Source organism: Alphaproteobacteria bacterium US3C007, assembly GCA_034423775.1.
Taxonomy (GTDB): Bacteria; Pseudomonadota; Alphaproteobacteria; order Rhodobacterales; family Rhodobacteraceae; genus Thalassovivens; species Thalassovivens spotae.
On sequence record CP139918.1, the window covers coordinates 2,081,846 to 2,100,002 of the forward strand.

At 51.3% G+C, this 18,157-nt stretch carries 17 protein-coding genes; 4 read left to right on the forward strand and 13 right to left on the reverse strand.

Annotated features, from left to right (window positions below):
• Window positions 1-16 precede the first annotated feature (16 nt).
• Window positions 17-709 carry a sigma-70 family RNA polymerase sigma factor gene (locus UM181_10020; protein ID WQC61670.1) on the forward strand — a complete coding sequence of 231 codons (693 nt, stop codon included), beginning with the start codon at window positions 17-19 and terminating at the stop codon, window positions 707-709.
• Window positions 710-759: 50 nt separating this feature from the next.
• Here UM181_10020 and UM181_10025 read toward each other — a convergent pair whose 3' ends face one another.
• From UM181_10025 to UM181_10075, 11 genes are all read right to left on the reverse strand, one after another.
• Window positions 760-1,632, reverse strand: a complete 873-nt coding sequence (locus UM181_10025; GenBank protein ID WQC61671.1) for a sugar kinase — start codon at window positions 1,630-1,632, stop codon at window positions 760-762.
• The gene (locus UM181_10030; GenBank protein WQC61672.1) at window positions 1,629-2,510 is read right to left on the reverse strand and encodes a DMT family transporter; all 882 of its coding nucleotides are present in this window, start codon (window positions 2,508-2,510) and stop codon (window positions 1,629-1,631) included. Before UM181_10030 ends, UM181_10025 begins: the two co-directional genes overlap by 4 nt.
• Window positions 2,511-2,527: 17 nt before the next feature.
• Entirely contained in the window at window positions 2,528-3,415 is an 888-nt protein-coding gene (locus UM181_10035; protein WQC61673.1) for an NAD(P)-dependent oxidoreductase, read from the reverse strand.
• 13 nt (window positions 3,416-3,428) lie between these two features.
• Complete coding sequence (locus tag UM181_10040; protein WQC61674.1) at window positions 3,429-4,316, reverse strand: phytanoyl-CoA dioxygenase family protein; 888 nt, start codon at window positions 4,314-4,316, stop codon at window positions 3,429-3,431.
• Window positions 4,317-4,365: 49 nt separating this feature from the next.
• Window positions 4,366-5,364, reverse strand: a complete 999-nt coding sequence (locus tag UM181_10045) for a Gfo/Idh/MocA family oxidoreductase (GenBank protein WQC61675.1) — start codon at window positions 5,362-5,364, stop codon at window positions 4,366-4,368.
• Window positions 5,361-6,869: an altronate dehydratase family protein gene (locus UM181_10050; GenBank protein WQC61676.1), complete on the reverse strand. Its 1,509-nt coding sequence runs from the start codon at window positions 6,867-6,869 to the stop codon at window positions 5,361-5,363. The genes UM181_10045 and UM181_10050 overlap by 4 nt, the downstream gene beginning before the upstream one ends.
• A 9-nt stretch (window positions 6,870-6,878) precedes the next feature.
• A complete protein-coding gene (locus tag UM181_10055; protein ID WQC61677.1) occupies window positions 6,879-7,826 on the reverse strand; it encodes a phytanoyl-CoA dioxygenase family protein in 948 nt (315 codons plus the stop codon).
• 15 nt (window positions 7,827-7,841) lie between these two features.
• Window positions 7,842-9,506: a TRAP transporter large permease subunit gene (locus UM181_10060; protein WQC61678.1), complete on the reverse strand. Its 1,665-nt coding sequence runs from the start codon at window positions 9,504-9,506 to the stop codon at window positions 7,842-7,844.
• Entirely contained in the window at window positions 9,506-10,348 is an 843-nt protein-coding gene (locus UM181_10065; GenBank protein ID WQC61679.1) for a TRAP transporter small permease, read from the reverse strand. The genes UM181_10060 and UM181_10065 overlap by 1 nt, the downstream gene beginning before the upstream one ends.
• Window positions 10,349-10,388: 40 nt before the next feature.
• Window positions 10,389-11,552 (reverse strand): mandelate racemase/muconate lactonizing enzyme family protein, encoded by a 1,164-nt coding sequence (locus UM181_10070; protein ID WQC61680.1) that lies wholly within the window; start codon window positions 11,550-11,552, stop codon window positions 10,389-10,391.
• 104 nt (window positions 11,553-11,656) lie between these two features.
• Window positions 11,657-12,667, reverse strand: coding sequence for a TRAP transporter substrate-binding protein (locus UM181_10075; GenBank protein WQC61681.1), 1,011 nt, complete (start codon window positions 12,665-12,667; stop codon window positions 11,657-11,659).
• A 187-nt stretch (window positions 12,668-12,854) separates the two neighbouring features.
• Between UM181_10075 and UM181_10080 the strand changes: the two genes are divergently transcribed.
• Window positions 12,855-13,523, forward strand: a complete 669-nt coding sequence (locus UM181_10080; protein ID WQC61682.1) for a GntR family transcriptional regulator — start codon at window positions 12,855-12,857, stop codon at window positions 13,521-13,523.
• 12 nt (window positions 13,524-13,535) lie between these two features.
• Here UM181_10080 and denD read toward each other — a convergent pair whose 3' ends face one another.
• Together denD and UM181_10090 are read right to left on the reverse strand one after the other, a co-directional pair.
• Window positions 13,536-14,531 (reverse strand): D-erythronate dehydrogenase, encoded by a 996-nt coding sequence (denD, locus tag UM181_10085; GenBank protein WQC61683.1) that lies wholly within the window; start codon window positions 14,529-14,531, stop codon window positions 13,536-13,538.
• On the reverse strand, window positions 14,528-15,415 hold the full coding sequence (locus tag UM181_10090) for an NAD(P)-dependent oxidoreductase (protein ID WQC61684.1): 888 nt from the start codon (window positions 15,413-15,415) through the stop codon (window positions 14,528-14,530). Before UM181_10090 ends, denD begins: the two co-directional genes overlap by 4 nt.
• A gap of 191 nt (window positions 15,416-15,606) precedes the next feature.
• Between UM181_10090 and UM181_10095 the strand changes: the two genes are divergently transcribed.
• Window positions 15,607-16,353: an SDR family oxidoreductase gene (locus UM181_10095; protein ID WQC61685.1), complete on the forward strand. Its 747-nt coding sequence runs from the start codon at window positions 15,607-15,609 to the stop codon at window positions 16,351-16,353.
• A gap of 4 nt (window positions 16,354-16,357) precedes the next feature.
• On the forward strand, window positions 16,358-18,151 hold the full coding sequence (locus tag UM181_10100; GenBank protein WQC61686.1) for an IlvD/Edd family dehydratase: 1,794 nt from the start codon (window positions 16,358-16,360) through the stop codon (window positions 18,149-18,151).
• Window positions 18,152-18,157: the final 6 nt, after the last annotated feature.

Here is an 18,157-nt window from a genome sequence, read left to right on the forward strand (position 1 = left end):
AACAAGCTATGCAGAAATGAAATTAGATATAAACAGCATCGTGCGTAGCCATGAGGGTCTGGTGCGGCGCATCGCGTTTAAAATGCATGCGAAAGTTTCAAGCTTTATTGAATTAGATGATTTGTTGCAATCCGGCTTGGAAGGTTTGGTTGATGCAGCGCAAAAATACACCACGGTTGAAGGTTCAAGCTTTGAAAATTATGCGAGCATCCGGATAAAAGGTTCAATGCTCGATTTAATTCGCCGATCTGGAAATTTGAACCGTTCGACGGTTCAAGCCAAACAGATGATCGATGGCAAGCGCAACGAGTTGGCCGTTTCATTAGGGCGCACGGCTAAGGATGAAGAAGTTGCCGCGGCGCTGAACTTATCGATGGAAGAGTTTTATAGTTGGACAAAGCTGTTTGAAGCAAACGTTTCTGAAAGCCTCAGTCAGGCGTATGATGAGTATTCAATGGTGTTTGCCGCGCCGACGATTGAACCTGAACGCCTATTAGACAGTCAAAATTTGCGTGTCGAATTGGTAAATGCCCTAAAGATGCTTTCAAAACAGCAAAGCATGGTGATGCAACTCTATTATGTAGAAGATCTTAACACATATGAGATCGCCGCCGTTTTGGATTTATCACCGGGCCGGGTGTCTCAAATCAAATCAGAAGCGTTTAAAGCGCTGCAGTCAAAGCTTCAAAATTATTCGGATCTTCACTAAACCACTGCCGCGCCTGTGCTTAGCATATTCCAGATCACTTCTTGCGCCGCTTAAGCGTCAATAATAGCGCCATGCACCTGCACAACCTGCGCCGCGCAAGCATGGCCTTTTTGCAAAGCCCTCTCTTGGTTTTCACCGCTGAGCTTCGCCCCCAAATACGCGCCATTAAAGCTGTCGCCTGCGGCCGTTGTATCCACCACGGTCGGACTGGCAGGGTAGCGGGTTGCAGAGATCCGCTCCCCCAAGGACAGGGGGCCTTTTTCTCCGCGTTTTAGTGCCCCAAGGCTGCCATAAGCTGCGAAGCGTTTTTGCACGGTTTCAAAGTTTTCTTGAAACAGTTCCATTTCATCATCCAGCGAGGGTAAGGCCAGATCACTTATCTCCCAAAAGCTGTTTATCGTTTTACGTGCCTCTTGCGCATCACCCCAAAGCGCGGGGCGGTAATTGCTGTCAAAGGCAAAGAGCGCATCGCTGGTTTTTAGGAAATTAAGCAGCTCGTGACGGATATCTGCGGGCAGGATAGCCAGCGTAATTCCTGAGAGATAAAGCGCATCATAGCCATTCAAGGCTGAAAACTCTGCGCCACTGGCCGTTTGAAACAGCTCCCGTGCCGCAGATTGCGCGCGCCAATAGGTAAAGGCGCGCTCTCCGTTGGGCGAGGTTGAAATTGCATAGAGGCCCGGATGCCGCTTTTGCGATGTTTCTATTGCCTCTATGCCGATATTTTGCGCGGCGATAAATGTTTTGATTTTGGTTGAAAAAGGATCGCTGCCAAGGCGCGTAATATAATCAACTTGCAGCTTTGGAGCGGCTCTTTTTAAGTATATCGCTGTATTCAATGTATCGCCTGCCACGCCAATGCTTGGGGTGCTGCCGCGAAAGGACAGCTCAATCATGGCTTCACCGATACAGGCAATTTTCATTGCGTTTCCTCTTTTAATTTTGCGCGTTTCCAGATGATCAAACCCGAGATGACAACGATAGATGCGCCGGTCAAGGTCCATCGGTCAGGGAATTCTGCGAAAACAATATAGCTTTCTATGGTGAGAAAAATCATGAAACTATAGGTATAGGGCATTAAGGTATTCGCGGGGGCCAGCCCATGCGCGCGCGTTAATAAACCATGCCCGGCCCAAGCCCAAACCCCAAGCACGCACATCAACACCCATTCGAATAAGGAGCTTGGAGTTGCCCAGTCTAAAAAAGCTAAGGGCAGCAAGCTGAAGGTGCCCAATGCCCCCATGTAAAATTGCATGGTTTCCGCGGCAACGAGGCCAGAGAGGCGGCGGGTGATGATCGAATAAAGCGCGAGCGCCACGGCGTTATAACAAGTGAGCAAAGCCGCCCAGTGAAAGCTTTCTCCCAAAGGGCGAATGACGACGAGAACACCGCTAAAGCCTAAGATAATCGCAAACCAGCGCCACGGGCCAACGCGCTCACCCAAGAGCGGCCAAGAGAGAAGGCAAACGATTATTGGTGCTGAAAACATGATCGCCGACACCACCGTTAAAGACAGATAGCGCAAAACGATAAAATTCAGCGCCGTCGCGCTGACCAATAAGAAGCCTCGAAACAACACCAATCCCAAATGTGGCGTTGCAAATCTACTCAGGCTGACGCCGCCCCAAGCGATGGTGCTTAGGCTGATAACGAAATGCGAGGCATAGCGCATAAAGGCCAGTTGAAAGGATCCAAGCCCGGCATAGAGCAACCATTTTACCGAGGTATCCACCAAGGAAAAAAGGAAATAGGTCACCAGCATCATAAGAATGCCCAGGCTGGGATTATCCCTGTTTGCCATTGCGGTCAGCGCCATAGCTAGCGGGCGAACCGATCGGCATAGAAGTCGACCATTTGACTGACCATATGCTCACCGCGACCTTCGGCAACGGCCGTATCCAAGGCGGAAAGGGCGCCTTGCGACATCACGCTGTCAACGCCTGCTGAGTGCGCCATTTGGGTGTAATATCCCACATCTTTGGCAGCATTCTTGATTGAAAACGCCAATTGGTTGGGATCCTTTTCGACGGCATAGGCTTTGACAAAATCCATCATACCACTGTGCAATGGGCCTGCCGACATGGCTGTATATAGTTTGTCACGATCAAGGCCCAGCTGGTCGGCCATGGCAAAGGCTTCTGCCATGGCGTTGGCCACCGTCATCCCGAAAAAATTATTCATCAATTTGATGGAATGGCCATCCCCTAGATTTCCCAGATGGAATACATTTTCGGCAAGGTTTTTTAAGACGGGCCGCGCTCTTTCATACGCAGCGGTATCGCCCGCTGCCATAATGTTCAATTGGCCGATCAGGGCATGCTGCGGCGTACGCCCGAGAGGCGCATCTAAATAATAGCCCCCCGCCGCTGCCACTTCTTGGCCCAAGGCCCGCGTACTGGCTGGTAGTGACGTGCCAAAATCAATCACAATCGCACCTGTTTGCAGGCCAGCAATAACGCCATCGGGGCCACGCATTCTGGCTTCGACGCTGGCGCTTGTATCCATACAGAGCAGAATAATATCGCTGGTCTGTGCAAGCGCGCATGCGGTTTCAACCTCATGGGCACCGCGCGCGATTGCGGCCTCAATATTCGGCCGAGTTTTATTGGCGCAGACGCTCACTTGATAATCCAAGTCTTGCAATCTGCTGACCATCGCAGATCCCATCAGGCCAAGGCCGATGAACCCAATATTTTCATTTGGCATCTTTATTCCTTTCTTATTTAATCACGTCAAACGCGCGTTTTTTTAGGCCTTTTTGAATTTCATATATTGAAATTGGCACATCGGGCTGGGGTTGCGGGATGCGCACGGGAATATCTTTTAGGCGCGGATTCAGAGTTGGGGTGCCGCAAAGCATGCGGGTGTTGTACTCTTCAATCCCATCCCAGCGCGTCATTGATCCCATTAGGGGAAACGCGTCTGCAGCCATCATTTCGTAAAATAAGATGCGCCGGGCCCGCTCTGATGTGTTCAGCGCGGATCCATGCACCATCCGGCCATGATGAATTGAGATGGACCCGGCCGGCCCCGTTAGAGGCACAGCATCATTGGCGTTCAAACCATTGTCTTCGGGCAGCATTGCACCGGCAAATACACCCTCAACATGATGATCATAAACAGGCCCTTTTTGGCTGCCTGGATAGACCATCAAGGGCCCATTTTCGATTTTCATATCGTCAATTATAACACCGATGGCCAAAATATCGTCATTTGTATGGGGGTAAAACGCATAATCCTGATGCCATTCCACAGCCGCGCCATATCCGGCTGATTTCATATTCAGCTTACTGGTGTGCAGGCGCAAATTCGGTCCGATCAAATCTCTTGCTGGGCCCAAAATATGATCAGACAGCATCAGTTCATGAAAAAGTGTGCTGATCAGATGCGGCAGCTTAATCCGGCGCAAACGTGGCGCGGCGCGGGTATGGCTGTCTTCAAGGTCGAGCCGGTCATTGCTGTGCTCAAGCTCAGCTGCCTCTTCTTCAAAACGGAATATTTCGGCGCGTATTTTAGCAAGCCAAGCGTCGGGAATTTGATTTTCAATTACCAAATATCCGTTCTTTTCGTAAAACCTTATTTGCTGGGATGTCAGTTGCTCAGGCATGGGATCAGGCTCCGGTGTGATGGGCTTATTTTTTTTCGCAATAGCTCGTTCAAATCGGTTCAATTTGTTGGGCCAAAAGGGTTTCCAATTCCAGTGTATTTGCCAATGTTTTGGTTGCATCAAAGACCGAGATCAGCGGTTCGGCTTTGCCGGCCATCACATCCAGAAAGTGCTGCAATTGTTGCTGCAGCGGCACCGCCGTTGCAATTTTCAATTTGCGCGGTGTCGGCGTCTCTGACCAATCTGCCGCTCCGCCCCATTGGGTCATTGAGGGAAATGAAATCCCACCCTGTGTTCCCGTAATCCAAAGCATATCCTGGCGGCTTGTTGCAATATTGGGGTTCTCTCCCGTGCCGGCCTCAAACCCCCATGGGCTGGGGGCGGTGTCGGCAAAACTAATGCTTGCTGTCATTCCGGTTTCGAACAAAATAGCCGCGGCGCCGCTTTCCACGCGGGCTTGATTGCGGATTTGAGAGGACCCAAAGCCGGTTATTTTGGCAATGTCGCCAAAAATAAACCGCAGCAGGTCTAAATCATGAACGATATTGATCATCACCGGACTGCCTTCTGTGCTACGCCAATTTTGTTCAAAATAAGCATCTGGTTTGCGCATTGCCCAAATCATGCTTGCCGTTACGGCGGTGCCAATTTTTTTGTCTTTAACAAGCGATTTAAGCGCTTGAACGCTGGGATGATAGCGTCGGTGATGTCCCACCAGGCTTGCGACTCCGCTTTCTTGGACCACCTGCGACAATTGTTTGGCTTGCTCTAAACTGGCGGTGACGGGCTTTTCGATAAGAATATCCCAGCCTTTGCGCGCTGCATAGATACCATTCTCGCAGTGCAAATTTGTGGGCGTGGCGATGATTACCCCATCCACGGGGGCTGTGACCTGCGATATATCTGAAAAATAGGTGGCATTGGCGTCTCGATATAGGCTTTGGTTGGGTTCAACCACACCGACAAGGTTACACCCCGCATGGGCCTTGATTGCTTGGGCGTGCCGCGCGCCGATCAGCCCAGCACCAAGCACCAAAAGCTGCTTCACATTACTGCTCCTATTTGCCAGGGAACGAATTCGAAATCGCCCAATCCCTGCTGTTCAGATTTGCTGGTTTTGCCGCTGGCGACGTCTAAAAACATCTGATAAATTTCCCGGCCCTTTTCTTCCACAGAACATCCGCCGTTTAAAATACTACCGGCGTCGATATCCATATCCTCGGACATGCGCGCGGCCATTTCCGAATTGGTCGCGATTTTGATCGTTGGGGCTGGTTTGGAGCCAAAGGCCGATCCGCGCCCAGTCGTGAAACAGACGAGGGTGCAGCCGCCTGCTATTTGTCCCGTTACGCTGGCTGGATCATAGCCCGGGCTGTCCATAAAGGTGAATCCAGATGCAGTGACCGGCTCGGCATATTTATAAACTCCGGTCAGCGGTGTGGTGCCGCCTTTGGCGGCCGCGCCAAGCGATTTTTCCAAAATCGTTGTGAGTCCGCCTTTTTTATTTCCGGGGCTTGGGTTGTTGTCCATATTGCCCTTGTTCCGAGCGGTATAATCTTCCCACCATCGGATCAGTTTAATCAGTTTTTCGCCGGTTTCTTGGTTCACCGCCCGCCGCGTGAGCAAATGCTCAGCCCCGTAAATTTCGGGCGTTTCTGCCAAAACGCCAGTGCCACCTTGAGCGGCGAGTAAATCGCAGGCATATCCCAAAGCGGGATTTGCCGTAATGCCGGACCATGCATCAGATCCGCCACATTGCAACGCAACTTTCAAGGCGCCAGCAGGGCAGGGGCTGCGGGTATTTTTATTGGCGAGCGGCAGCATGGCGCGCACTTTTTCGATACCGATCTCGACGGTGCGCTTTAAACCGGCAACAGATTGAATATTCATTGTTTGAAACAGCGGCCCTTGTTTGAGGCCATAAGCTTCGAGCAACCAATCAAGCTGGTTCATTTCACAGCCCAATCCGACCATCAGAACCCCAGCGTGGTTCGGGTGGCGCGCATAGCCCCACATGACGCGTTGCAAGGCTTCAAACCCGTCGCCATCCCCTGCCATTCCGCAGCCGGTGCCATGAACGAACGCGGCCACACCGTCAACATTCGGGTAGTCTGCCAAGACCTCAGGGGTGAATGCGTTTGCGATCATCCGCGCTGCGGTTGCAGAACAATTTACCGAGGTGACGATGGCGATATAATTGCGGGTGCCAATGCTGCCATTTTCGCGGCGAAAGCCCATAAAACTGTCTTGCTGCTCTGATGCAATTAGATCAACAGGCCGCAAATCGGTGCTGAACTCATATGAGGCTTCGGTGTTTCTGAAAGACACATTATGATCATGCACATGCGCGCCGGCAGAGATATCTGTTGCGGCATAGCCTATCAATTGTGCGTATTTGCGGATTTCTCCCCCAGAAGGAATCGCTGCGGTGGCAATTTTATGGCCAGAGGGAATGGGTTGAATGGTTTTGGTCGTTTCAACAATATGCCCTGCAGGCAGGCGGCCCGCGGCTGTAACAACATTATCCGCAGAATCAAGCCGAATGAAATCCATAATCTACCTTTACGCGCAAAACGGGGCATCCGACTGCCACCGATGGATCGGGATATGCTCCCCGTTTGAAAGTTTCCTGCGAGCTGTTTCCCATAAACCGCGCCATTCTTTCCAATCCTGTAAAACGCGTTCGGGTTGGCTTTGACTGTAAGCGATAAAATCTGGGAAATGTGATCGGCCCGTCGGTTGGCCGGTTACGTTATAGCGCAGATCGAAAGACCATCTAAAGCCATTCGTATGATTGGGCAAGGAGGCATGCGGTATCAGCGGATGTAGAATAACCAGGCTGCCCGCCTTCACTGGTAAGGCTTTGGCATCCGCCTCGTTGATCCAGCCATCGGCGATGGCGGTTTGGGTTTTCGGGCAATGGGGAAGCATTTTTTTATGCTTGCCTGGAATAACCTTTAGGCAACCATTGTCTTGGGTGGCATCCGTGATCGCAACCCAAACCGTTATCATATCCGTCTGATCAGCTTCCTCGAGCGCGACGCCGCGATCTTGGTGCCAATCTGTTTTGGTAATATGGGCCCTGATCTCACCCTCAGCCAAGCGCTTGCTGGGCGGTTTGATCCGCACATGCTGAATCGGATTTGACGTGATTTCAGGCCCAATCAGATCTTCAACGATTTTTAAAACCCGTTGATGCGTGATCATAGCAAAGACAGCAGGCCCAAAATGCATGGGCGTATCGGGAAAAATTTGATCCCCTGGCAAGCTGATATCCAGAGGTTGAAACCAATCGCAGCCGGCTTCGTAAGACAGCGCCAGTTTTTGCCAGAAATCTAAGGTTTCGGGCGCAGTTTTAACGCGCCCGTCTTTGAACCATTTGTGATAGAGCCCCTCTAAGAGCTGCGCATATTCGCTTTGAATATGCGCCAACTCTTGAGAGGTTAGAACATCTGGAACAACCAGATACCCATTTTCTTCAAATGCGTTTTGTTGATCTGGGCTCAACATATGCCGCTGCCTTTCCTATAACAAAACTGAAACAATCGGTGGCCAGATCAGCAAGACTGATAAGGCTATCAGCTGGATGCCGATAAAGGGTAAAAACCCTTTGAAAATATCGGTCAGCGAAATATGCGCAGGCGCCACTGATTTGAGGTAAAATGCGGCCGGCCCAAAGGGTGGTGATAAGAAGCTGACCTGCATATTCATACAGAATAATACCCCAAACCAAGTTGCCACATGGCGCGGATTCAATTCACCAAAAATGCCAATTTCTTGAATAGGCAGGCGCAAAACGATCGGCAAAAAGACCGGGATGATCAGCAAAACAATCCCAACCCAATCCATAAAAGCGCCCATGATCAAGAGAATGAACATCATAGAAAGAAGAACCAGCATCGTGGGCATTTCGGAGCCAACGATCAGATCTGCCACAAAACGCGGGCCACCCGCGATCGTATAGGCCCCTGCAAGCGCTGCGGCGCCGATGGTCACCCAAATGATGGTTCCGGTTGATTTCATCGTGCGCATTAGGCTGTCCCAGACCAGCTCAAAATTGGCTTCGCCGCGTAATATGGCGATGATCAAAACCGCAATCGCGCCCATGCCTGCCGCTTCTGTAATGCCTGTAATGCCACCGTAAATTGATCCAAGAACCACGCCGATCACGACCATAGGCGCAACCAACCCTTTGCCCATTTCCCAGGCCAATGCAGAGCGCTCGCGGCCAAAGCCAAAAAACGCGATCAGCACAGAGGCAATGATATAGCCGGCAAACCATGGAAGGTAATCCGCAGTTCCTAAGAAGATGGGCTCTATGGCGTCATCCAAGGGTGCGTTTTGGCCCGTTACCGTGAAGAACAAGGCCCGCAAGAATAATGCGGTTACAGCGCCAAAAAAGACAACATTCAAAAACGCGATGAACAGTTTCAATTTGTCATACCCCTGCGGCTCGCCTTCAGCAGGCTTGGGCAACGGGGCATCTTCTGGGCGGATTTGGGTTCGAATAATGATGTAGATGATGATGAAGCTTGCCAACATGAAACCGGGTAAAAACGCTGCGGTAAACAGCGCTTTGATCGAGGTCTCTGTGATCAACCCATACATAATCAAAACGATCGAGGGGGGGATCATCGTGCCCAAAGATCCCGAGGCGCAGATTGTTCCGATTGCGAGGTTTTGATTATAGCCAAGCCGGAGCATTTGTGGCAAGGCAATCAATCCCAGCAGCACCACTTCCCCACCAATAATGCCCGACATTGCGGCCATAATCACGGCCATGATCGAGGTCACGATTGCAATGCCGCCACGGGTTCCGTTCAGCCAAACATTCAAAGAGCTATACATATCTTTGGCAATGCCCGAACGTTCCAACAGCGAGGCCATGAAGATGAACAGGGGCACCGAAATCAAAACATAGCTGGTCATAACGCCGTAGATTTTTTGCTGCAGGATATTCAGGGCTCCCGCCCCCGGCCTCCCGGTAAGCGTACATCGTACGCCGGGATTTGCCTCAGTATACCAGTCAGGGCACCCGAAGCTGAGCGGGTTCGACAAAAGGGCAGGTTCAAACTTCATAACCAAAACCAAAACGGCTAAAATAGCCGAGGCCAAGCCCAGAGGCATGCCAATGGCCAGTAAAATAAACAGGCCTATTAACAAGACCAGAGAAATAGTTCCGATATCCATCAGTTTGATCCCACGTTGCGTTTCAGTGTTTCAATTTCATCTTCTATATCGTCTGTTGCTGAATGCTTTACTGGTTCAAGCTTCCAGTCAGAAAACAGGTTAAACACAGATTGCAATGCCACCAAAGACACCATGACCAAAATAAATGGCTTTAAGGTTGCGGGTATCGGAGGGTCAAAGGCGGTGCCAAATGTTTCCCAGCTGTAAAACTTTTTGAAAGATTCCCCGTACCCACCGTAACATAAAAAGAAAGCAAAAATAACGATGAGGCTGGTTGATATCGTGTCGCAGACACGCTGTAAAGCGCGTGGTAAAACGTCGTAAAGCAAGAAAATTCTGATATGGCTGCGCTGCTGCATCGCGTAAAGCCCTGCGCATAAAAACACAAAGCTGGCCACCCATAATGACAGCTCATTGGCCCATAATGTAGGCGCTTCGACAACGTAGCGCATGAACACTTCGTAGATCATCACACTGGTCAGCACGACGATTTGCACCATCGTGATGCGACCGATGAAAACAGCGATCCGATCCACAGGGCGCCAATGTTCGAATTCCATGCGCGCCCGTTCAACCGTGAAGAAGCCAAAAACCAGCAAAATAGGAAGCGCAATCAGCGTGAGCCAATCTACAATATCGGCGAACCCGCCAAATAAACCCGGCAGGTTCGGCGTCACATCATTGCGGATCATTTGAGCAGAGAGCTGGTCAAACAGCGATTTGTCTTCTGGTGTGAAAAAATCCAGGATGAAATAGGGGAAGTGCCAGCATTGCCAGGCAAAACAAATGATAAAGGCGGCTGGTATATACCATTCCTTGTGGTTAACCGTGGTTCCCTGCATGCGTTTTCTCCCCTCGCGCCTCTTGGTGAGGCTACGTTAATTATAGTGCAAAGTATTGCAAAAAGTCTCTGTCTGGTGTGATCCCAAGGCCTGGGCCCTCTGGTAGCGCAATATAGCCATTGGTTCGGGCAACTTGCGCTTGAATTTCTAACGGCGTTTCCAACAATTCATCGCGGAATTTATTATCTGTTGTGTCAAATTCCAACATTGGCTCCCAAGGGTTCATCCCGCCGGGCAAATCTGGCATGGACGCGAGTAAGTGCATATTGGTTGCAACCGCAACCGCCGAACCCCAGACATGATTGACCACCGGCGTGAAATGCGCGTGGCACAGCGCTAATACCCGCAAATATTCAGATATGCCCCCTAGGGCACAAACTTCCGGCTGGGCTATATCCAGCCCGCGCGATTCAAGCAGGCTGCGCCAGCCCCATCTGTTGAATTCGGCTTCACCGCCTGAAATATTCACGTTTAGGCCCGCGCGCAATTCGCGATAACCTTGCAGGTCCTCCGGCGCGATCGGTTCTTCAAACCAATAGGCGTCAAGATCTTCCAAGGCGCGCCCTACTTCAAATGCATCGCTTGTTGTATAGCAGTGATTTGCATCCACCATGAACCTAAAATCATCGCCAATGCCGCGCCGCACCGCTTCCGCCAGTTTTATATCTGCACGGGGCCCCAAGCCCACTTTCATTTTTGTTGCAACGAAGCCCATATCTTTGATCGCGCGCGCTTCTTCTTGAAAGCGGACCGTCAAATCTTCAAGTGGCTCTGGGCGCAGCATCATGCCGTATCCATAGACGGGAATGTGTTGGCGATGCGCGCCGCCGATCAGTTGATAAAGCGGTAAGTTCGCGACTTTTCCGGCAATATCCCACAGCGCGATATCAACCCCAGATAAGGCCTGCATCGGCATGCCCTTTTGTCCGTGGTCGCGCATCAGATTATAGGTTTTGTGCCACAAGACATCCCGATCAAGCGGAGAGTGGCCCAAGATCATGGGTTGAATCACATCTTGCACGATGGTGCGGTTCGCAAGCGCAATATTGCCCGGGCCAAAGCATTCCCCCCAACCCGTAAGACCTTCGTCGGTTTCGACTTCGATCAGATGCGCGGTGCGTTTGTTATAAAACTGTTGAGAATAGCCCAGCGTCTGCGGCATGTCATATTGCAGAATATGGCTGGTGATTTTGGTTATTTCCATTGGGAAGCCCAACTCACCTTTTTTCTTACTTTTTAGGTTTTGGCCTGTTCGGATAACGGGGCCCCGCAGGGCCCCGTTTTCGGTTAATTATCTGTCATGAAGACTTAGTCTACCAGACCCAGCTCTTTCAGATATGTCACGTGGCTCGCAAGCAGAGCTTTCGCTTCTGGCGTGGTTGCGAAATCGCTCCATGCGGCTTGTGCTGCGGCGCGGAAGCTGGCCCGGTCTGCAGGAGACCAGTCATGCAAGGTTACACCTTCACCGCGCAGTTTGGAGGCTGCTGCAGTCATGCCTTTGCCCACCTGCATTGAGGTTTGGAAAGCCAGTGACTCCATCGCAACATTCATGATGCGGCGGTGCGCTTCGGGCATGCCATCCCAAACGGCTTTGTTACAGGCCAAGTGGTCAGATGGCATTGAGTGGAAGCCAGGATAGTTTGTGTGCTTCACGATGTCATACAGGCCCAAGCTAACGTTTGTGGCGATGTTTGATGCATCCGCTCCATCAATGATACCAGTTTCCAAAGCGGTGAAGATTTCGGTGAAATCCATCACGATGGGTGAGGCGCCAAGATTGTCAAAAATCATAGTTGCCATGCCTGGAGGTGACCGGAATTTCCAGTTTTTGAAATCTTCTGCGTTACGGATTGGTTTTGAAGAAGACAGGCTTTCCATGCCTGGGATCCACCAGCCGATGAACTGCATGTCATATTTGTTGTAGAGCTCTTGTGCTGCCTCGTAACCACCACCGTTATAGAGCCAGCTATACTGATCCCATGGTGAGTCGTATCCGCCCATGATGTCGCCAACGAATTGGAACGCAGGGTTCTTACCTGTTTGGTAAGCACCACCTGTCATGTCGCAATCCAAAACACCTGTGGCTGCGGCGTCGAATGTTTCCACAGAAGACACCACTGAAGATGAATAATACATCTCGATCGAGATCTCACCGCCAGACATTGTTTGCACATTGTCGATAAATTGCGCCGCAAGCTTACCGTTAGGGCTTTCTTCAGAGAAATGCGTTTGAATGCGCAGGTTGGTTGCTGCGGATGCAGTTGTTGCAGCCATGGCTGCGATACCGGCAGCATAGGCTACCTTTTTTACTAGTTTCATGATGTCCTCCCAGACATTTATAGCCGAATTATCCAGAGCCGAAGGTGCTCTGGCCTTGAATCAACACAAGAAAGCCTAGAGGGCTTAATCTGTTTCTTCAAGTTTTTATTTAATTTCTTGAAAATTTCGTGATTTTGATAAAATAATAATATTATACCATGATTAGAACACAGTAAGAGAGCCTGGCATGGATGATGAAAGCGATATTTACGAAGGCCTGCGTCTGCGGGTAACCTCAGGTGGGTTGACGCCGAATACGAAATTAAAACCCAGCGTTTTGCGCCATGATTATAATTGTTCGGCCAGCACCATTCGAGAGGCTTTATTCAGATTATCCACCGTTGGCTTGGTGTCTTTTCAAGAGCAGCGTGGCTTTCGCGTTCCAATTCCAACCGATCAAGCGCAACATGAGCTAACGCATCTGCGTATTTTGCTTGAATGCGAGGGGGCTTGTTTGTCGATTCGTCAGGGCGGTATTGATTGGGAATCTCGCCTGACGGCGGCGCATCATAAATTATCGCATATCGAAAAAAGAGTGCGTGGAAGCGCTGATCATATGCCGCTTTTCATTCTTTGGGCAAAAGCCGAGCAAGCGTTTCATGAGACTCTCATTTCAGATTGTGGATCAGATGTGCTCAAAGCCACGCACGCGATGATCTATCAGCGATTTCGTCAGCAAGTTTTTAATTCAGATAAGAAATTTGTCTTCGTGGTCGAAAATATTGAGCAGCATCAGGGAATTTTAGATGCTGCTCTGATGCGAGATGAGGCGTTGATCCGGTCTCGTATTTATAGCCACTTAGAAAGAAACTTGGTGTTTGACATGCCGCCCGAGCTGCCCAAGCTTCCATATTAACAAGTTTCCATTTTAATCAGCGCTGGCTTTGCTGGCGTTGGGCAAATCATCCTGGATATAGGTCGCGATGATCTCATCAAAACTCGCTTCTGCTTGAAAGCCCAGCGCACGCGCACGTTTTGCTGTGAAATTTCGAGGCCAGGAGGAAACGATATTAATGATCGTGTCATCAGGTTGCCGCTCAATCAATTTAATGACCGATTGACCCGCAGCGCGGCGCAGCGCCTCTATTTGCTCTTCCACTGTGCAACTTACGCCTGGCAGGTTGAGCGCGCGTCGATTTTCCAAAAGCCCGCTGTCTAACGTTGCGGCATGCCGTAAAAACCCCGCGGCTGCGCGCGGAGAAGCGTGCCAATGACGCACGCTTTCATCCACGGGTAAAATTGCTTTTTGGCCATTTAAAGGCTCGCGTATGATCCCTGAAAAAAACGATGAGGCGGCCAGATTGGCTTTGCCGGGGCGCACGCATATCGTTGGTAAGCGCAAGGATATCCCGTCTACAAACCCTTTTCTGCTAAAATCTGACAGCAGCAATTCACAGGAAGCTTTTTGAGCTCCATAGCTGGTTTGAGGGGCGCTTAAAAACGTATCGTCAATCTGTTCCGGAAACGGGCCGCCAAACACTGCAATCGAGGAGGTGAAAATAATTTTTGGCACATAGGCTCGGTTGGACTCGATGTGAAGCGCCTTCAGCGCTTCTAGATAATGCCACATTGTGAACATATTGACCTGCCAGCCAGCGTCGAAATTGCTTTCGGCTTCGCCCGAAACGATCGACGCCAGATGAAAGACGATATCGGGGCGCAATTGGGCAAGCATGGTAATATTTTGCGCATCGGTTAAAGAGCCGGTTATACAGCGCAGACGCCCGTCTTGCTTGAGGGGGAAGGCCATATCAAACAACGTAATGTCCAGCGCCTTATGGCCGGGCAAGCCACTGGCCAAAAGGTGATTTGCCAGCTTTTGCCCCACCATACCGCCGCCACCAAGGATCAAGATTTTTGTCATGGCTTGTTTTGTCCATGCTCGAGCAATTCCAAATACAGGCCAGAATGGTCGGTATCTGCGCCACCCATATGCTCAACCAAATGTTCAAAGCGATCTCGGATATGCTGCGTGACGGGTAAGGTCACGCCAAGCTGCGCGGCTTCATTCAGCCCGTTATTCAGATCTTTGAGGTGAAATTTAGCAGGCCCGCCCGGCACAAAATTGCCCGTCGTCATACGCTCTCCATGTTGTTGAAGAATAACGCTATCGGCAAAGCCGCCCTGCAAGGCTGCGCGCACCGCTGCCGGATCGGCCCCGCCGCGCTCGAGCAGCAGCATGGCTTCGGCAACCGCGCCGATTGTAACGGCAACGATGGCCTGGTTCGCCAGTTTTGCCAATTGCCCAGCGCCCGAGGGGCCCACATGGGTTGGCCGGCCCATACCGGCCAGAACATCTTGAACTTGAGAAAAATCTTCTGCAGCCCCCCCAACCATAATCGCAAGACTGCCGGCCTCGGCCCCTTTGGTGCCGCCTGAAACTGGCGCGTCTAAATGTCGGATGTTAAAAGCGCGCAAACGCGCCGCTTGGGCGCGCGCTTCTTCTGGTTTCGTGCTGGACATATCCACCCAGACTGCGTCGGGTTTGAGCGCTTTTTGCAAGGCCGCGTCGTCTAAGATCAAAGCCACGGTCGGGCCGTCTGACACCATTGAAATGATTATATCTGCATTTTTAACTGCCTCTGCGGCGCTTGTCGCTACATGCACACCAAAGCCAGATAGCCCAATCGCTTTTTCAGCAGATCTGTTCCAAGCGCTCAGGGTGATACCATTGGCAGATAAGTTCCTAGCCATTGGGAACCCCATAAGACCTGTTCCTAGAAATGCGACCTTTGATATTTCCGACATGGCATCCTCATTTTGTTCTTTCCACCGTTACAATAGAGATGAAATTTCGGATGTCACTCAGGATTTGCAGGTTGTTGTGGCCGCGTTCCGTAACTGTTGAGTGTTCGTGCATCTGATGTTAGTCACAGCGAAGCGAAGGTTGCGTTGCCCAAAAAATATTGGGTTTTAGCACGGGCAATGGGGGGAAGTGTATGGCTGGTAACAGGTTGAAAAATAAACGCGTTTTGGTGACGGCGGCGGGTCAAGGGATCGGCCGAGCGGCGGCTTTGGCGATGGCGGCTGAGGGCGCTGAGGTGTTCGCCACTGACATAAACCCCGAAGGTTTGGCGCAGTTGAAATCTGAGGCGACCGGCCGATTAGAGGCGTTTGAATTAGATGTCCGCTCAGAGGCTTCTGTGGCGGCGGGCGTTGAAGTGGCGCAGCCCGATGTGTTGTTCAATTGCGCTGGTTTTGTGCATAATGGCACCGTGTTAGAGGCCAGCGATGAAGATTGGGAATTCGCTTTTGATCTGAATGTGCGCTCGATGTTGCGGACCGTGCGGGCGGCTTTGCCGGGTATGTTAGAGCGCGGATCGGGCTCTATTATCAATATGTCTTCAGCCTGTTCTTCGGTTATCGGAGCGCCAAACCGGTTTGTCTATGGCACCACGAAGGCGGCGGTTCTGGGCCTCACAAAATCGGTTGCAATCGATTACATTACCAAAGGGATCCGCTGCAACGCGATCTGCCCGGGCACGGTTGAAAGCCCGAGCTTGCATGATCGCTTGCATGCCACTGGTGATTACGAGGCGGCAATGAAAGCCTTTATTGCGCGCCAACCGATGGGACGGATTGCAAAAGCAGAAGAAATTGCGGCGCTGGTGGTGTATCTTGCCAGCGATGAAAGTGCCTTTACCACAGGGCAAGCCCATATCATTGATGGCGGATGGTCAGGATAAACTTATGAAAAAAATTCAAATTGAAGACTTAAGATCACGTAAATGGTTCATGAATGCGGATAACCGCGAAATGACAGCGCTTTATTTAGAGCGGTATTTGAATTACGGCCTGACGCGAAAAGAACTGCAATCGGGCAAACCTATCATTGGGATCGCCCAAACGGGCAGCGATCTTAGCCCGTGCAACCGCCACCACCTCGAGCTGACCAAGCGCGTGCGCGACGGAATCATCGCGGCCGGCGGCACACCGATTGAAATTCCTGTTCACCCGATTCAAGAAACCGGCAAGCGTCCAACCGCGATGTTAGACCGCAATTTGGCCTATCTATCGCTTGTGGAAACCTTATTTGGCTATCCGCTTGATGGCGTTGTGCTGAATATTGGCTGCGATAAAACTACCCCTGCGCTGCTCATGGCGGCCGCGACGGTGAATATCCCGGCCATCGCGCTTTCGGTCGGGCCGATGTTAAATGGCTGGTTCAACGGCGAGCGGACCGGTTCGGGCACCATCGTTTGGAAGGCACGCGAGATGTTGGCCTCGGGCGACATTGATGATGATGGTTTTATGGAGCTGGTTTCCAGCGCCGCACCTTCGGTTGGCTACTGCAATACGATGGGCACCGCCACCACGATGAATTCTTTGGCCGAAGCGTTGGGCATGCAATTGCCCGGCTCTGCAGCGATTCCGGCGCCCTATCGCGAACGCGGACAAATCAGTTATGAAACTGGTTTGCGGATCGTCGATATGGTGTGGGAAGACCTGCGGCCAAGCGATGTGATGACGCGTGAGGCCTTTGAAAATGCGATCGTAATCAATTCTGCGATTGGCGGCTCTACCAATGCGCCGATCCATTTGAACGGGATTGCGCGCCATCTTGGCGTGCCATTGAACAATGATGATTGGCAGAGCATTGGTCATGAGATTCCGCTTTTGGTGAATTTGCAGCCCGCGGGGGAGTATCTGGGTGAAGATTATCAAAGGGCGGGCGGCGTCCCAGCGGTTGTTGGAGAGTTGCTCGAAGCTGGTTTGTTGCCGCATCCCAAAGCGCTTACCGTCAATGGCGCGTCCATGGGCGATAATTGCTCCGACCGGCGCAGCGAAAACCAAGATGTGATCAAACCTGTGAGCGCGCCCATTAAAGCGCAAGCCGGGTTTATTAATTTATCGGGGAACTTGTTTGACAGCGCGATCATGAAAACTTCGGTGATCAGCGATAATTTTCGGCAAAGCTACCTGTCAAATCCCGAGGACCCAGACGCGTTTGAAGGCCGGGCTATTGTGTTTGATGGGCCCGAGGAGTTTCACCATCGCATTGATGATCCTGCGGAAAATATTGATGAGACCTGTATTCTTTTCATGCGTGGTACGGGGCCGATTGGATATCCGGGGGGCGCCGAAGTGGTCAATATGCGCCCGCCTGCCTATTTGTTGAAAAAAGGCGTTGAGGCGCTGCCTTGTATTGGCGATGGCCGTCAATCGGGCACATCAGGAAGTCCTTCAATTTTAAATGCCTCGCCAGAAGCGGCGGCTGGCGGCGGGCTGGCGCTTTTGAAAACCGGCGATCGCGTCCGCATTGATCTTAAAAAATGCTCGGCGGATATGCTGGTACCTTTGGACGAGTTGGCAGAGCGCGCCCGCGCCTTTGAGGCCGAAGGCTATCCCTACCCAGAGAACCATTCGCCCTGGCAAGAGCTGTTCCGCGAAAAGGTAGGCCGCTTTGACGAAGGTATGATTTTGAAAGATGCCGATAATTACAGAGATATTGCGCGCAAATATGTGCCGCGCGACAACCATTAGGAGATA

What these genes read in the sequence shown, in the direction of transcription:
- UM181_10020 (WQC61670.1), top strand. Translation starts at nt 17, where the DNA reads ATGAAATTAGATATAAACAGCATCGTGCGTAGCCATGAGGGTCTGGTG.
- UM181_10025 (WQC61671.1), bottom strand. Translation starts at nt 1,632, where the DNA reads ATGAAAATTGCCTGTATCGGTGAAGCCATGATTGAGCTGTCCTTTCGC.
- UM181_10030 (WQC61672.1), bottom strand. Translation starts at nt 2,510, where the DNA reads ATGGCAAACAGGGATAATCCCAGCCTGGGCATTCTTATGATGCTGGTG.
- UM181_10035 (WQC61673.1), bottom strand. Translation starts at nt 3,415, where the DNA reads ATGCCAAATGAAAATATTGGGTTCATCGGCCTTGGCCTGATGGGATCT.
- UM181_10040 (WQC61674.1), bottom strand. Translation starts at nt 4,316, where the DNA reads ATGCCTGAGCAACTGACATCCCAGCAAATAAGGTTTTACGAAAAGAAC.
- UM181_10050 (WQC61676.1), bottom strand. Translation starts at nt 6,869, where the DNA reads ATGGATTTCATTCGGCTTGATTCTGCGGATAATGTTGTTACAGCCGCG.
- UM181_10055 (WQC61677.1), bottom strand. Translation starts at nt 7,826, where the DNA reads ATGTTGAGCCCAGATCAACAAAACGCATTTGAAGAAAATGGGTATCTG.
- UM181_10060 (WQC61678.1), bottom strand. Translation starts at nt 9,506, where the DNA reads ATGGATATCGGAACTATTTCTCTGGTCTTGTTAATAGGCCTGTTTATT.
- UM181_10065 (WQC61679.1), bottom strand. Translation starts at nt 10,348, where the DNA reads ATGCAGGGAACCACGGTTAACCACAAGGAATGGTATATACCAGCCGCC.
- UM181_10070 (WQC61680.1), bottom strand. Translation starts at nt 11,552, where the DNA reads ATGGAAATAACCAAAATCACCAGCCATATTCTGCAATATGACATGCCG.
- UM181_10075 (WQC61681.1), bottom strand. Translation starts at nt 12,667, where the DNA reads ATGAAACTAGTAAAAAAGGTAGCCTATGCTGCCGGTATCGCAGCCATG.
- UM181_10080 (WQC61682.1), top strand. Translation starts at nt 12,855, where the DNA reads ATGGATGATGAAAGCGATATTTACGAAGGCCTGCGTCTGCGGGTAACC.
- denD (WQC61683.1), bottom strand. Translation starts at nt 14,531, where the DNA reads ATGACAAAAATCTTGATCCTTGGTGGCGGCGGTATGGTGGGGCAAAAG.
- UM181_10090 (WQC61684.1), bottom strand. Translation starts at nt 15,415, where the DNA reads ATGTCGGAAATATCAAAGGTCGCATTTCTAGGAACAGGTCTTATGGGG.
- UM181_10095 (WQC61685.1), top strand. Translation starts at nt 15,607, where the DNA reads ATGGCTGGTAACAGGTTGAAAAATAAACGCGTTTTGGTGACGGCGGCG.
- UM181_10100 (WQC61686.1), top strand. Translation starts at nt 16,358, where the DNA reads ATGAAAAAAATTCAAATTGAAGACTTAAGATCACGTAAATGGTTCATG.